The organism is Ancylobacter polymorphus, assembly GCF_030813495.1.
GTDB classification, from domain to species: domain Bacteria; phylum Pseudomonadota; class Alphaproteobacteria; order Rhizobiales; family Xanthobacteraceae; genus Ancylobacter; species Ancylobacter polymorphus.
The window spans coordinates 239964-253824 of the sequence record NZ_JAUSUI010000004.1; the positions used below are offsets into that span (position 1 = coordinate 239964).

Below are 13861 nucleotides of genomic sequence, written 5' to 3' on the forward strand. Positions count from 1 at the left end.
CGGGGGAGGATGCGTGGGCTGGAAAAAGCGCCTATGGGAGCTTCATGTCCGCATCGAGCCAAGCCGTCTCCACCCCGCCGCTGCCCTGGGCCGGCTATGCCTTCGGTGCCGCCGGGGCCACCTTGTTCGCGTCCAAGGGCATCATCATCAAGCTCGCCTATGCCGAGGGCATCGACCCGGAGACGCTGCTGGCGCTGCGCATGGCCTTCTCGCTGCCGTTCTATCTCGTCATCGGCGCGCTGGCGCTGCTGCGCCTGCGCGGCATGGGCGAACCTCTGCCGAGCGGAAAGCTGGTGGTGCAGTCGATGCTGGTGGGCGCGCTCGGCTACTGGCTGGCGAGCTATCTCGACTTCGCCGGGCTGCAATATGCCTCGGCCTCGTTCAGCCGGCTCATCCTCTTCACCTACCCCATCTATGTCGCGCTGTTCGGCGCGCTGCTGTTCGGCCAGCCGATCCGCCCCAAGGCGATGCTGGCCTTCGCGGTGTGCTATGGCGGGCTGGCGCTGATCTTCCTGCAGAATGTCAGCGTCATGGGCTCGGATGTGGTGAAGGGCGCGGTGCTGGTGACGCTGGCAGCGATCAGCTTCGCGCTCTATCTGCTGTGCGCCCGCTCGCTGCTGCAGAAGGTCGGCTCGGCGCTGTTCACCTGCATCGCCATGATTGCGGCTTCGGTGATGGCGATCGGCCAGTTCGCGCTGGTGCGGCCGGTGGACGCGCTGATGGTGTCGCCGCACGGGCTGACGCTGGCGGTGATGGTCGCCATCGGCGCCACGGTGCTGCCGACCTTCCTGATGAACGCAGCGCTCAAGCGCATCTCGGCGCAGGCAAACTCGATGATCAGCACGGTGAGCCCGGTCGCGACCATGGTGCTGGCGGTGCTGTTTCTCGGCGAGAGCGCCAGCCCCGCCGAGATCGCCGGCGCGGTGCTGGTCATGACCAGCATCGGCTGGTTCACGCTGAGCGACGCGCGCAAGCGCTGAACGCCGGCGGCGCCGGGCTCAGTCCTCTTCCACGTCGGGGGTGCGCCAGGCGAGATGCTGGCCGCCATCCACCGCGATCATCTGTCCGGTGACGCTGGCGGCGCGGGCGAGATAGGCGACGGCATCGGCGATCTCCTCCGGCTGCGGGCCGCGCCCCAGCAACACAGAGGCGGACTGGCGGGCAAAGGCCTCATCGTCCTGCCGGCCATTGGCCAGCGTCGGGCCGGGGCCGACGGCATTGACCCGCACGCGCGGCGCCAGCGCCTGCGCCATCATGCGGGTGGCGGACCATAGCGCTTCCTTGGCGACGCTGTAGGAGAAATAGGCCGGTGTCGGCTTCAGCACGCGCTGGTCGATAATGTTGACCACGCCGCCGCGCGCGCCCTCTGGTAGCTGCGCGGCGAAGGCGCGGGCCAGCTGCACCGGCGCGCGCAGATTCGCCGCCATGTGGCGCTCCCACAGCGCGAGGTCGAGCGTCTCCAGCGTGTCGGGCTGGAATTCCGAGGCGTTGTTGACCAGCAGGCTGAGCGGCCCCAGCGCCGCCACGGCGGCGGGAATGAGCGCGTCCACCGCCTCCGCCTCCACTAGCTCGGCGGTGAGGATGACCGCGCGTCCACCCAGCCCCGCGATCTCCGCCGCCGTGGCCTCGGCCGCCGGACCGGACCGGCGCACATGCAGGGCGATGTCATAGCCCTCCTGCGCGAGCCGCAGAGAGATGGCGCGGCCAATCCGCACCGCGCCGCCGGTGACGAGGGCGACGGGGCGGGGAGAAGACGGGGCGGAGGCGGGGGAAAGGGACATGCGGTCTCAGGGGTGTTGGCAGGGGCAGGGTAGGGCGACGCCTCGCCCGGCCAACAATACGGGTGAGGCGCGATGCTGGATGAGGGCGTGGAGTGCGGATGGGTATTTTCCTGCCGCGCCTTGGTACTTCCATGCCCGAAAGGCGCGCTTTCTTACCGCTCCGCGCGGCGCGAGGCCATAGAGTGCCTGCGCCGGGATTTTGACCGATGGTCCAATGCGCGCATCGTTTGGCGGTACTTTCGTATACATGAAGTATACGATTCATTAAGCATAATATTGCCTTGCAGATTTCCGCGAAATTTCGGCCGCATCTTTGTCGTCTCTTCTGAATTGTTTCAGCGAAGGCGAGATGTGTTGGCTCGCCGGTGGCTGAGCCAGGTTTTCAGGAGACGACTATGAACAACAGCATCCGTGCCGGCCTCGGGCTTGTGGCCCTGATGGCCGTTCCTGCCGCGGCGGCGGACATGTCCTATCCCGCGCCCGCCCCGGTGGCCTCCTATGCGCCGGCGCCGGTGTTCACCTGGACCGGCTTCTATCTCGGCGCCAATGCCGGCTATGGCTGGGGCGAAGCCGACTCCTCGCCGGATGTCGACGGTTTCCTCGGCGGCCTGCAGGCGGGCTATAACTGGCAGGGCGCCGGGCCGCTGGTGTTCGGCGTGGAGGCCGACATCCAGTATGCGGATGTGTCGAGCTCGGTGTTCACGCTCGATTATTTCGGCACGGTGCGGGCCCGCATCGGCTACGCCTTCGACCAGTTCCTGATCTACGGCACCGGCGGCTTCGCCTATGGCGGCGGCAGCTACCAGCTGCTCGGCCTCTCCAATGACCGCAACCATCTCGGTTGGACGCTCGGCGCCGGCGCCGAATATGCGCTGGGCGGCAATTGGAGCGTCAAGGGCGAGTATCTCTATATCGACCTCGGCGACGAGACCTATGCCAGCTTCTTCGGCCCGCGCGATGTCGGCATGAGCGCGAATGTGCTGCGCGCCGGCGTCAATTACCGCTTCTGAGGCTCGACGGAGCGCACGGCCGCCCCGATTCCGCGCCGTCGTCCTGTGCCGACGGTGGCGGAGTGGCGAGGTTTGTGACATGCACGACACACCCCGTTTAGGATCGTCAGTCGATCATGGCGGAATTGTTGCGCGGTTCACCGTTCTGTGAGTGGCCTCCCGAGGCGCGAGAACCGTTGCACGCGAACGGTTTTCCGCCTCTTCCGGCCTCTCACTTGGATGGTGGGAGCCGAAAATGCGGCGAGGCTGCCCCAATCCAGCCCTTGGCCTGCCCATCTGCGCTTCTACTTCATGCTCCGAGACGCAAGCCCAAGGGGTTGCGCACGCCTTTCCTGGTTTCAGGAATCTTTCGGAGAATAGCCATGAAGAAGATCCTCTGCTCGGGCGTCGCTGCGGCCGCCCTCCTCGCCGCCGCCCCCGCCTTCGCGGCCGATCTGGCGCGGCAGCAGCCCTATCCCACCAAGGCTGCGCCGATGATCGTCGAGCCGGCCTTCACCTGGACCGGCTTCTATCTCGGCGCCAATGCCGGCTATGCTTGGGGTTCGGGCGAAGGCGGCGCGGGCATCGTCAATCTCGATGGGTCGGGCTTCCTCGGCGGCGGTCAGATCGGCGTGAACTACCAGTTCGCCAATAATGTCGTGGTGGGCGTCGAAGCCGACTTCCAGGGCTCCGACATCAAGGACACCTATGCCGGCTTCGAGTCCAAGATGGACTATTTCGGCACCGTCCGCGCCCGCCTCGGCTATGCCTTCGGCAACATTCTTCCCTACGTGACCGGCGGTCTCGCTTACGGCCACACCGAAGTGCGCGACAATCTGTACGGCCTGTCCACGGACAAGACCCAGACCGGCTGGACGGTCGGTGGCGGCGTGGAATACGCCCTCACCAACAACTGGACGATCAAGGGCGAGTATCTCTACATGGATCTCGGCGAGGACTATTACGACAGCATCGGCTACAAGTCCGGCCTGACGGCCAACATCGTCCGCGCGGGCGTGAACTACAAGTTCTGATGCGCGGCTGACGCTGCCTCCAGAAAGAAGGCCCCGGATCGATGATCCGGGGCCTTTTTCTTGGCCGGGTGGCGGTGCGAAAGATCCGGGCGAAAGGTCAGGCCTGCGGCGTCGTTGCCTCGAAAGCGGGCACACGCGCGGCAAAGGCGTCGAGCCAGGCCACCAGAGCGGGATGGCCGGCGCGCCAGGCGCCGGCAAAGCGCAGGTCGAGATAGCCGAGCGCGCAGGCAACCGCGACCTCGCCGATATGCGCGGCAGCGCTTACCGGCAGTGGCTGCGGCGGCGCGGCTTCGAGCGCCGCCAGCCCGCGCGCCACCTTGCCCGCCTGATGGTCGAGCCAGCGGGCGCTGTGGGTGTCGGCGTCGCGGAAGCGGCTCTCATAGATCTGCAGCAGCGCGGCGTCGGAAATGCCGTCGCCGAGCGCGAGCATCGTCAAGGCCGCGATGCGGTCCTCGCCGCTCGCGGGGATCAGCACGCCGCCGCCCGCCACCATGTCGAGATACTCGACGATGACGCGGGAATCGTAGATCGCCGGACCGTCCTCGCGCAGCAGCACCGGAATCTTGCCGAGCGGGTTCTGCTCCCGCAGGGAATCGGCGGGGTCGGTCGTGTCGGCCGGCACGACATCGAGATGGATGTCGCACAGAATGGCGCCGATCTTGACCTTGCGCCCGAACGGAGACAGCGGGGAGGAGCGAAGCTTCATCGGGTTCGGCACCTTCTGAGGGGCCAGCCGCCCCCGTGCCGGATGCCCGGTGACGCCTGCGCCCGGCCGCGGCGGCGCCGCAGCTTCGGCCGGCAGGCTTATCAGTCGGCCGGCTGCAGGTCGATGGCCTTCGGCCCCTTGCCGCGCTTGTCCGGCTCGATCTCGAAGCTCACGCGCTGGCCTTCCATCAGCGTGCCGAGGCCGGAACGGGTGACGGCCGAGACATGCACGAACACGTCGCGGCCTCCATCATCCGGCCGGATGAAGCCATAGCCCTTGTCGGTGTTGAAGAATTTGACGGTGCCCATCGTCGCCATGCGCCTGCTCCTTACCCCCGGACGGGCGTGCCCATCCGCCGGTTACGTCGGTCCGGGCCAGGATGAAGCAAGACCGATGCCGGATGATGACGGGGCGGGGCCAGAGCAGTTCCGGTGAATGCAGATTCACCGGAACTGCTCTGGCTCTCTGGCTATACGCAATTCCTATCGCAAAACCGCTACGCACTTTTGCGGGAATTGCTCTACGGGGCGCCGGACCCGCGCTCCGGCGTCAGCCAGCCGACGCGCACGCGCCCGGCGCCGTCGGTGGCGAGCGCCGGGGCGAGGGCGCCGAGCACGGTGCGCAGTTCCTCGGCGAGGGTAAAGGGCGGGTTGACCACGATGAGGCCGCAGCCGGTCATCGTGTCGGCCTGCCGCACGGCGCGCAGGTCGAACTGGATGTTCAGCGTCTTCGGGATGCCGGCGCGCTCGATCTCGCGGCGGAAGGCGTCGACCGCGCGCACATCCTTGATTGGGTACCACAGGAGGTAGATGCCGCCCGCCCAGCGCTTATGCGCCTCGGCGAGGCCCTGGGCGAGGCGGTGGAACTCGCCCGGCTCCTCGAAGGGCGGGTCGACCAGCACCACGCCGCGCCGCTCCTTGGGCGGCACATAGGCGCTGAGCGCCTGCCAGCCATCGGTCGCCAGCACCTTGGCGCGGGCATCGCGGCCGACCGATTCCTCCAGCGCCGCGCGCACGCCGGGCTGGGTTTCGCACAGCAGCAGCCGGTCCTGCGGGCGGGTCAGCGCCTGGGCGATGAGCGGCGAGCCAGGATAGCGGGAGAGGCTGGCGGCCAGTGCCGCATCGTCCGCGGCCGACGGATTCACCGCCCGCACCGCGTCGAGCCAGGGGGCGAGCAGTTCGGTCACAGCAGGGCTGAAGCGGGCGCGCAGCACGGCGCCGATGCCGCCCTCCCACTCGCCGGTGCGGCGGGCCTCGTCGCCGGTGAGGTCGTAGAGGCCGGCGCCGGCATGGGTGTCGATGACGCGATAGGCGGCATCCTTGCGCCCGAGATAGGCAAGGATGCGCGCGAGCACGACATGCTTGACGACATCGGCGAAATTGCCGGCATGGAAGGCGTGGCGGTAGTTCATTCGGTCCTCTGTGGCGCCCCTTGGCCCTCGCGCTGCGGCGGCACCGCCACCCGTTCGGCCCGGCACGCGCGGCGGTCGACGTCCGGGCAGGGGGTGAAATCCAGCGTCCGGCTGAGGCAGATGCGCACCTCGGTCAGCCGGCGGCCGTCGCAGGCGACGGCGATCATGTCGGGTTCGAGGCCCGGATTGGCGGCGCGGAAGGCGGCTTCGACCTCGCCGGGCGAGACCATGCGGTAGTCGTCGAGCCGGCGGAAGGCCTCGGGTATCGTCACCCGCTCATAGGCGCGGCGGACGGTGGCGAAATAGCCGGCCGAATCGGTGCCGTCGCAGGTGCCGTGCTTGCGCCACTGGTGCAGCACCAGCCGGCGGCTCGGCATCACATCGAGCATCGAGCGCAGCAGCGGCTCGGGGAGGAAGGGCGCGGGGGCGACACAGCTTTCCGGCCAGCCGCGCTTATATTGCGGCCACAGCCCGTGCACGACGAAGGCGAAGGGGCGAGCTGGGGCGCATTGCGCCGGCTCGGCGCGCGTGCCCATCGCCTCGCAATAGGAGGGCGACCAGGAGAGGGCGAGAACGTAATGGTCGAACTGGCCGGGTTCGCCCTTGTTCTGGGCGCTGGCGGCGAGCGGCGCGAAAAGCAGCGCGGCGAGGGCGAGCCCCGCCGCCCATGCCCGCGTCACGGACGGGCCATGCGGCAATTCGGGGCGTAGGTCCAGGAGCGGTCGAAGCCTTCGACGCAGAAATCCACGCCCCAGGAGGCGCCGAGGAAGCCGCCATCCTCGATGATCGAGTACCACACGGTGTGGGTGCGCGGCAGGCCGGGCGCCTTGCCATGGGCCTTGCCGATCGGCTGAGCCGCCGGCTTGCCGGTGATGTGGCCGTCATAGGCGCCGCTGCCATAGGCGCCTTCGCTTTCGAAATGCGGCGTGCCTTCGATGCCGGAGATGATGACTTCGGCGCGGCAATAGCGGCGCGGCATGTACTGCTCGCCCCAGGGGCGGAACGCCACCTCGCGCACATGGTCGATGCGGTCGATGGTGAGCTTGGAATTCCAGAAGCGCGATTCGGTGGTGGCGAAGTCGCTCTGGATCTTCGACAGCGCGCCGGGCGTGTCGCAGGCCGGCACGTTGCCGCTGTAGTTGGGGCCCGACAGCCAGAAGTTCTTCTCGAAGAAGTTCGCGGCCTCGGCGCTGCCGAGCGAGGCGGCGAGCAGGAAGAGCGCGGCGGTGCCGGTCGCGGCTCGCGCCATCGCCCGCGTCACCCGTCCCTTGGCATGCTTCATGTCGGCCGGCATCGCGCGTCTCCTACAGAGTCTGCGGCGAAGATGCGTCGCGCCTGCCGCGCGGTCAATGACGGCAAGGCCACACTTCGCCGGATTTGCGCACCGCCGTCAGATCAGGCGGATGACATAGTGCTTGCGGGTGGTCTCGACGACTTCCCACACGCCCTTGAAGCCCGGCCGCAGGGCGAAGGTGTCGCCCGCCTTCACCGTCACCGGCGCCTCGCCATCCTCGTGCAGGATGGAGACGCCTTCGAGGATCGAGCAGAACTCCCACTCCTCATAATCCACCCGCCAGGCGCCCGGGGTGGATTCCCATATGCCGGCGAACAGCGCGCCGTCCGGCAGCGTTTCGGCGTTCCAGGTGCGGTGGCGCGGATCGCCGGAGAGGAGGCGGTCGGCGGGCGGGGCGGTTTCCTCCGGCGCGCCGAGTGTGGCCGGGTCGAAGGAAAGCAGGAACGACATGGAGACCTCGCGGACGGCAGGGGCGGGAGCGGTCCGGCTTCCTGAAGGGGCCGGAAGCAAGAGCGGCGCGGGACATCCTGCGGGATGTGCCGCGCCGTCTCAAGCTGCTTCGACACCCCCCAGCATCGAAGCGAAGGTCTATTCCGCCGGTGCCGGCTGCGGCCCTGCTGCCGTCTCTCCGGCGGGCGCCCCCTCCAGCGCCGCGTATTTGGCGCAGGCGAAGAGGAAGCCGGCAACCAGAAGGTAAGCAAATGCTACCGCCGGTGTCACGCCGAATCCGACACTTTCCCCGTGCATGAAGCCGAAAAAGGTGAGGACGGCGCCGGCAAGGGCGAAGGCGGCGGCATTGACGAACTGCCGTTCGACCACGAACACACCGATGGCGCCCAGCACCAGGCCGACCAGAATGGCGCCGCCGCCCATCACTTCCAGCCCGTGATAGAGCACGCCGACCGCGCCGAGCTTCTCCAGCCCGAGCGCGGCGGCCGAGGTGCCGGCGACAGCCAGCGAATTGTCGATCAGCAGCTTGGCCCAGGCGGCCAGATGCGGGGTGAGCGCCAGCACCACGGCGGGGGCGTGCTTGGCGGGCGTGGTCTGGAACGCCTGCGCCCCGATCAGCATGCCGATGTACAGAAGGATCGGCGAGATGGCGACGACGGGGATCAGCGCCAGCAAAAGGGCAATGATGCCGAACCAGGACAGCACGATCACCATCAGCCCGGTGGCGGCGGAATAGCCGATGCGCCCGCCCATCGATTTCCAGCCGGGGTGGCCGATATAGACGGCGTTGATGAAGGGGTTGCCCATCAGGCAGCCGATGAGGCTGACCACGCCATCGGCGGTGAGCACGCGGGTGGTGGGGTAATGGTCGCCCGCCGCCTCGGCGCTTTCCACATTGTCCATCGCCTCGACAAGATCATAGATGCCGAAGGGGATGGCGGTGACGAGGATGACGCCGAGATAGCTGAAGCCGTGAAACACATGGTCGAAGGCCGGCAGCGGCACCGCGAAGCCGAAGGTGGCGAGGGCGGCGCCGACATTGGCGAGGCTCATGCCGCCATAGTTCAGCCCGACGAGGTTCGAGCCCCAGGCGATGGCCATGCCCACCGCGATGGCGATGAGGCCGGCGGGGATGCCGCGCGGGTATTTCACCCCGCCGAACCAGCTCACCATGATGATGGCGAAGCAGGTGAGGCCGATTACCGGCGTGGCGAAGATCTCGAAGGCGGGGCGCATGGAGATGAAGGCGATGGACACGCCCGCCAGCGTGCCGAGCAGCGCCGCGCGGGGAGTGATCTTGCGGATATAGGGCGCGACGAAGCCGCCGATCATCAGGATGAAGCTCTGGAAGAACACCCAGACCAGCCCCGCCTCCCAGCCCTGGATCGGATCGCCGGTCGCCGCGCCAATCGGCAGCATGATGACGAAGGTGACGACGAACATATGCGGCACGGAAATGCCGGAGGGGAGGGCGCAGACATCGTCGCGCCCGGTCTGCTTGGCCAGCTGGTAGCCGAGCCAGGCGTAATAGGCGGTGGAGAGGAACATCATCAGCCCCACCGCCGGCAGGATGCGGCCGAAGACGATGTCGGGCGGCATTTTCAGCACGAATTGCAGCAGGCCGGTCAGCACCAGCATGTTGACGAGGATGTTGGTGCCGAAGCCGAACAGGGCATTCCAGTCACCGCGCGTCCACAGGGTCGGGCGCATGCCGGTGCGGGCGGGTGAGATCGGGGTCATTTCAGTCGCGGACATGCTCGGTATCCCTCGAAGAACGAATGACGGGGACGCGGTGAAAGCGGCGCCGGGCGCCGGAGGCGGCAGGCGGGTTCAGGCGGCGCTGGCGGAGGCCGCAATCGCGGGTGAGGTGTCGAGCGCGGCGAGCAGGGCGGCGGAATCCGACACCCAGCCGAAAATGCCGCCCTGCGCCTTGATCATCTCCAGCCCGACGCGGTGGAATTCGGGGATGTAGGAGGCGCAGCAATCGGCCAGCGCCACGCAGCGATAGCCGCGGTCATTGCCCTCGCGAATGGTGGTGTGGACGCAGACCTCGGTGGTGACGCCGGCCACCAGCAGCGTGTCGATGCCTCGGTTCTTCAGCATCAGTTCGAGGTCGGTCTGGTAGAAGGCGCCCTTGCCGGGCTTGTCGAGCACCGGCTCGCCCGGCGCGGGGGCGAGTTCGGCGATGATGTCGTGGCCGGGCTCGCCGCGAATGAGGATGCGCCCCATCGGGCCGGCGCAGCCGATGCGGGCCGTGGGGGAGCCGCGCTCCACCTTGGCCGGCGGGGCGTCCATCATGTCCGGGCGATGGCCCTCGCGGGTGTGGATGACGAGCAGCCCGGCGGCGCGGGAAGCCGCGAGCACGGCCTTGCAGGGCTTCACCGCCGCCTGCAGACGCGACACGTCATTGCCCAGCGTCTCGCCGAAGCCGCCCGGCTCCAGGAAGTCGCGCTGCATGTCGATGATGATGAGTGCCGCGCGGGCCGGGGTGAAGGCGAGCGGCGTGGGCTCGGCGGCGAGGAGGGGCTGGGGCATCGGCATCTCCACGATGGAGGAGGGGGTCCGACGGTGCCATGGCGCCGTCACATGCATACACTCAGGTATGCATGTGACGTGCCAATGCCGCTAAATTAGTCACTACATTCTAGCGCATTGAAATGGTGCGGGTTCTTTCGGGCTGGCTCGGTAGTGCCCAAGACGCCCGCACATGTTTCCGGCATCGCTCCCATGCGTTGCCGAGGCGACAGGCACTTTATGCCCCCGCACGGCGCCCCGGAGCCCGCGCGGGCAGATCGCGACCGGGATGCATTGACAACTACAAATGGTTTCCTAGTAATTGTCTATCTCTGGTAGTGGGGAGCGAGCATGCGATACGGGGTATGGGCGGTGGCTCTGGCGTGCGTCGCCATGGCGGGGTGTAAACCTACCGGATTGGCGCCGGAGCTAGGAGCGCGGGAAATCCGGCCGCCGCAGACCGGAATCTATGTCGGTTCGCTCTATTACGCGGACGAAGCCCCGACCCGAGAGCTTAGCCGGCCGGTCTCGATCGAGTCCCTGTGCCAGGTCGTCGACCTGAGACCGTTCGAGGTCAATAACCCGACCGAGGGGCGGGTGGATGCCATCAATATAGCGGACCGGCTATCGATCGACGCCTCGGCCTCGGGCATTTCCAACGCACTCGCCAGCGTCGGACTGACCGGCGCCTTCACCAGCTATTTCGACTACAAGATGGTCAACGTGACCAAATATAGCATCCCGGCGACCGACGCCGACGTCGTGTTCGAGGGCCTCATGGGCCAGAAGCGTTGCCGCGCGTCCGTCGCCTCACGCACCGGCAGCCTCGCCATCTATCAGGTGAAGGCGGTCTATGTCGGCGATATCGTGTTCGAGCGAAAGCGTGGCGCCAGCCTTTCGGCCGATGTTGAGATGAAGCTGAAGGCGGTCCAGCCCAAGATCGCGGCCGCGCTGAAGCGGGAGTACAGCGTCGGCGTCGCCGGCCGGGGCGTCGTGTTCTCCTTCGTGCCGATCCAGCGCAACCTGGCCGGCTCCTGATCTTTCCATCCGGGCGGGGCGGCCCCATATTGCGGCCATGGCCAAAGCAGCACGTCCCGGCGGGTTCTCCGAGCGCTCCCAGCGCGCTTTCGAGCCCGCACAATCCGCCACGCTCGATCCCGCCCTTGCCGAAAAGCTCGGCGTGGCGCCGACCTCGGGCGCTTCCGCTACTGTTGCTGCGCTGTCGGCGCTGATCGAGGGCGGCCGGCCCGAAGTGGACGGCCAGCTCTGGGTGCCGCATCGGCCGGCGCGGCCGGAGAAGTCCGAAGGCGGCGTCAAATTCGTGCTGAAATCCGACTACACGCCCAATGGCGACCAGCCGCAGGCGATCGAGGAACTGTGCCGGGCGGCGCAGCAGGGCGAGCGCGACCAGGTGCTGCTCGGCGTCACCGGCTCGGGCAAGACCTTCACCATGGCCAATGTCATCCAGCGGCTGCAGCGCCCGGCACTCGTGCTGGCGCCCAACAAGACGCTGGCGGCGCAGCTCTATGGCGAGTTCAAGAGCTTCTTCCCCGACAATGCGGTGGAGTATTTCGTTTCCTATTACGACTATTACCAGCCCGAAGCCTATGTGCCGCGCACCGACACCTTCATCGAGAAGGAATCGTCGATCAACGAGCAGATCGACCGCATGCGCCACTCCGCCACGCGCTCGCTGCTGGAGCGCGACGATGTCATCATCGTCGCCTCGGTGTCCTGCATCTACGGTATCGGCTCGGTCGAAACCTATGCCTCGATGACCTTCAAGATCGAGGTGGGCGAGCGCATCGACCAGCGCGCCCTGCTCGCCGATCTCGTGGCGCTGCAATACAAGCGCACCCAGGGCGATTTCGGCCGCGGCACCTTCCGTGTGCGCGGCGACGTGATCGAGATTTTCCCGGCGCATTATGAAGACCGCGCCTGGCGCGTCTCGCTGTTCGGCGACGAGGTGGAGAGCATCCAGGAATTCGATCCGCTGACGGGTCAGAAGTCGCAGGACCTGAAATTCGTCAAGCTCTACGCCAACTCCCATTATGTCACGCCGCGCCCGACGCTGATTCAGGCGATCCAGGGCATCAAGGCCGAGCTGAAGATGCGGCTGGATGAGCTCAACGCCATGGGACGGCTGCTGGAGGCGCAGCGGCTGGAACAGCGCTGCACCTTCGATATCGAGATGATGGAGGCGACGGGAAGCTGCGCCGGCATCGAGAACTATTCGCGCTGGCTCACCGGCCGCCAGCCGGGCGAGCCGCCGCCGACCCTGTTCGAATATGTGCCCGACAACGCGCTGATCTTCTGCGACGAAAGCCATGTCACCGTGCCGCAGATCGGCGCGATGTATCGCGGCGACTTCCGCCGCAAGGCGACGCTGGCGGAATATGGCTTCCGCCTGCCGAGCTGCATGGACAACCGGCCGCTGCGCTTCGAGGAATGGGAGGCGATGCGCCCGCAGACGGTGCATGTCTCCGCCACGCCCGGCAAATGGGAGATGGAGAAGACGGGCGGCGTCTTCGTCGAGCAGGTGATCCGCCCGACCGGCCTGGTCGACCCCGAGGTCGAGGTGCGCCCGGCCCGCACCCAGGTCGACGACCTGCTCGGCGAGGTGCGCGCCACGGCGGCGAAGGGCTACCGCACGCTGGTGACGGTGCTCACCAAGCGCATGGCCGAGGATCTGACGGAGTATCTGCACGAGAACGGGATCCGCGTGCGCTACATGCATTCGGATATCGACACGATCGAGCGCATCGAAATCCTGCGCGACCTGCGCCTCGGCGCCTTCGACGTGCTGATCGGCATCAACCTGCTGCGCGAGGGCCTCGACATTCCCGAATGCGGGCTGGTGGCCATTCTCGATGCCGACAAGGAAGGCTTCCTGCGCTCGGAAACCTCGCTGATCCAGACCATCGGCCGCGCCGCGCGCAATGTCGACGGCCGGGTGCTGCTCTATGCCGACACCATCACCGGCTCGATGGAGCGGGCGATGGCGGAAACCCAGCGCCGACGGGAGAAGCAGATCGCCTGGAACACCGAGAACGGCATCACCCCGGAAACGGTGCGCAAGGCGATCGGCGACATTCTCAACAGCGTCTATGAGCGCGACCATGTGACGGTCGATACGGGCCTCGCCGAGGGCGCGGCCACCTATGGCAACAACCTCGCCACCGTGATCGCCGACATGGAAAAGCGCATGCGCAAGGCGGCGGCCGATCTCGATTTCGAGCAGGCCGCGCGGCTGCGCGACGAGATCAAGCGGCTGCAGGCGACGGAACTGGTGCTCTCCGACGATCCGCTGGCGCGGCAGGACAGCGTGGACGAGCGCACCGGCGGCTATCGCGGCGAGCGCAAATATGGCCGCGCCGCCAATCTGCCGGAGAAGAAGGGCAAAGGCGGCGCGTCCGGCCGGCGCTCCTCGCCCGGGCACGTCTCATCAGGGCATGAGGCGCGGGCCGACGAGGCGCAGGCGGCCTATGAGCCGGGCGAGCCGTCCATCTTCGGCCCGTCGGGCACGTCGCGCATCGTCAAGCCATCGCTCGACGACATGGGCCCCGGCACGGACCGGGTGGAGCCGCTGCGGGTGGAGGACTGGGTGCGCCCGGAACGGCCGGACCCGATGACCAAGGGCCATCGCAAGGGCGGACGGCGCGCGCCGAAGCGGTAGGGCGAG

At 67.5% G+C, this 13861-nt stretch carries 14 protein-coding genes; 5 read left to right on the top strand and 9 right to left on the bottom strand.

The features are described 5' to 3' along the window. Positions 1 to 44 precede the first annotated feature (44 nt). Positions 45 to 980: a DMT family transporter gene (locus tag J2S75_RS10845; protein WP_307019873.1), complete on the top strand. Its 936-nt coding sequence runs from the start codon at positions 45 to 47 to the stop codon at positions 978 to 980. 18 nt (positions 981 to 998) lie between these two features. On the opposite strand, the gene J2S75_RS10850 is transcribed toward J2S75_RS10845, so the two are convergent. Continuing rightward, positions 999 to 1781, bottom strand: coding sequence for an SDR family oxidoreductase (locus tag J2S75_RS10850; RefSeq protein ID WP_307019874.1), 783 nt, complete (start codon positions 1779 to 1781; stop codon positions 999 to 1001). A 395-nt stretch (positions 1782 to 2176) separates the two neighbouring features. On the opposite strand from J2S75_RS10850, the gene J2S75_RS10855 reads away from it, so the two are divergent. After that, positions 2177 to 2791 (top strand): outer membrane protein, encoded by a 615-nt coding sequence (locus J2S75_RS10855; protein WP_307019875.1) that lies wholly within the window; start codon positions 2177 to 2179, stop codon positions 2789 to 2791. Between the two features lie 362 nt (positions 2792 to 3153). Next, the gene (locus J2S75_RS10860; RefSeq protein ID WP_307019876.1) at positions 3154 to 3804 is read left to right on the top strand and encodes an outer membrane protein; all 651 of its coding nucleotides are present in this window, start codon (positions 3154 to 3156) and stop codon (positions 3802 to 3804) included. A 97-nt stretch (positions 3805 to 3901) separates the two neighbouring features. On the opposite strand, the gene J2S75_RS10865 is transcribed toward J2S75_RS10860, so the two are convergent. From J2S75_RS10865 to J2S75_RS10900, 8 genes are all read right to left on the bottom strand, one after another. After that, a complete protein-coding gene (locus J2S75_RS10865; RefSeq protein WP_307019877.1) occupies positions 3902 to 4510 on the bottom strand; it encodes a glutathione S-transferase family protein in 609 nt (202 codons plus the stop codon). 101 nt (positions 4511 to 4611) lie between these two features. Next, positions 4612 to 4827, bottom strand: a complete 216-nt coding sequence (locus tag J2S75_RS10870) for a cold-shock protein (protein ID WP_091436046.1) — start codon at positions 4825 to 4827, stop codon at positions 4612 to 4614. 203 nt (positions 4828 to 5030) lie between these two features. Then, positions 5031 to 5921, bottom strand: coding sequence for a 23S rRNA (adenine(2030)-N(6))-methyltransferase RlmJ (locus J2S75_RS10875; RefSeq protein WP_307019878.1), 891 nt, complete (start codon positions 5919 to 5921; stop codon positions 5031 to 5033). Beyond that, positions 5918 to 6601 (bottom strand): ribonuclease T2 family protein, encoded by a 684-nt coding sequence (locus J2S75_RS10880; protein ID WP_307019879.1) that lies wholly within the window; start codon positions 6599 to 6601, stop codon positions 5918 to 5920. The genes J2S75_RS10875 and J2S75_RS10880 overlap by 4 nt, the downstream gene beginning before the upstream one ends. Continuing rightward, complete coding sequence (locus tag J2S75_RS10885) at positions 6598 to 7215, bottom strand: hypothetical protein (protein WP_307019880.1); 618 nt, start codon at positions 7213 to 7215, stop codon at positions 6598 to 6600. Before J2S75_RS10885 ends, J2S75_RS10880 begins: the two co-directional genes overlap by 4 nt. A gap of 96 nt (positions 7216 to 7311) precedes the next feature. After that, on the bottom strand, positions 7312 to 7665 hold the full coding sequence (locus J2S75_RS10890; RefSeq protein WP_244375718.1) for a cupin domain-containing protein: 354 nt from the start codon (positions 7663 to 7665) through the stop codon (positions 7312 to 7314). A gap of 138 nt (positions 7666 to 7803) precedes the next feature. After that, positions 7804 to 9420, bottom strand: coding sequence for a regulator (locus J2S75_RS10895; protein WP_307019881.1), 1617 nt, complete (start codon positions 9418 to 9420; stop codon positions 7804 to 7806). Between the two features lie 75 nt (positions 9421 to 9495). Beyond that, positions 9496 to 10206 carry a cysteine hydrolase family protein gene (locus J2S75_RS10900; protein WP_307020072.1) on the bottom strand — a complete coding sequence of 237 codons (711 nt, stop codon included), beginning with the start codon at positions 10204 to 10206 and terminating at the stop codon, positions 9496 to 9498. Positions 10207 to 10530: 324 nt separating this feature from the next. On the opposite strand from J2S75_RS10900, the gene J2S75_RS10905 reads away from it, so the two are divergent. Both J2S75_RS10905 and uvrB read left to right on the top strand, forming a co-directional pair. Beyond that, positions 10531 to 11217 carry a hypothetical protein gene (locus J2S75_RS10905; RefSeq protein WP_307019882.1) on the top strand — a complete coding sequence of 229 codons (687 nt, stop codon included), beginning with the start codon at positions 10531 to 10533 and terminating at the stop codon, positions 11215 to 11217. A 37-nt stretch (positions 11218 to 11254) separates the two neighbouring features. Further along, a complete protein-coding gene (gene uvrB, locus J2S75_RS10910) occupies positions 11255 to 13855 on the top strand; it encodes an excinuclease ABC subunit UvrB (protein WP_307019883.1) in 2601 nt (866 codons plus the stop codon). Positions 13856 to 13861 lie beyond the last annotated feature (6 nt).

Coding starts and splice junctions, on each gene's coding strand:
- uvrB (WP_307019883.1), top strand. CDS start 11,255: ATGGCCAAAGCAGCACGTCCCGGCGGGTTCTCCGAGCGCTCCCAGCGC.
- J2S75_RS10865 (WP_307019877.1), bottom strand. CDS start 4,510: ATGAAGCTTCGCTCCTCCCCGCTGTCTCCGTTCGGGCGCAAGGTCAAG.
- J2S75_RS10850 (WP_307019874.1), bottom strand. CDS start 1,781: ATGTCCCTTTCCCCCGCCTCCGCCCCGTCTTCTCCCCGCCCCGTCGCC.
- J2S75_RS10885 (WP_307019880.1), bottom strand. CDS start 7,215: ATGCCGGCCGACATGAAGCATGCCAAGGGACGGGTGACGCGGGCGATG.
- J2S75_RS10900 (WP_307020072.1), bottom strand. CDS start 10,206: ATGCCGATGCCCCAGCCCCTCCTCGCCGCCGAGCCCACGCCGCTCGCC.
- J2S75_RS10875 (WP_307019878.1), bottom strand. CDS start 5,921: ATGAACTACCGCCACGCCTTCCATGCCGGCAATTTCGCCGATGTCGTC.
- J2S75_RS10870 (WP_091436046.1), bottom strand. CDS start 4,827: ATGGCGACGATGGGCACCGTCAAATTCTTCAACACCGACAAGGGCTAT.
- J2S75_RS10855 (WP_307019875.1), top strand. CDS start 2,177: ATGAACAACAGCATCCGTGCCGGCCTCGGGCTTGTGGCCCTGATGGCC.
- J2S75_RS10905 (WP_307019882.1), top strand. CDS start 10,531: ATGCGATACGGGGTATGGGCGGTGGCTCTGGCGTGCGTCGCCATGGCG.
- J2S75_RS10860 (WP_307019876.1), top strand. CDS start 3,154: ATGAAGAAGATCCTCTGCTCGGGCGTCGCTGCGGCCGCCCTCCTCGCC.
- J2S75_RS10845 (WP_307019873.1), top strand. CDS start 45: ATGTCCGCATCGAGCCAAGCCGTCTCCACCCCGCCGCTGCCCTGGGCC.
- J2S75_RS10890 (WP_244375718.1), bottom strand. CDS start 7,665: ATGTCGTTCCTGCTTTCCTTCGACCCGGCCACACTCGGCGCGCCGGAG.
- J2S75_RS10895 (WP_307019881.1), bottom strand. CDS start 9,420: ATGTCCGCGACTGAAATGACCCCGATCTCACCCGCCCGCACCGGCATG.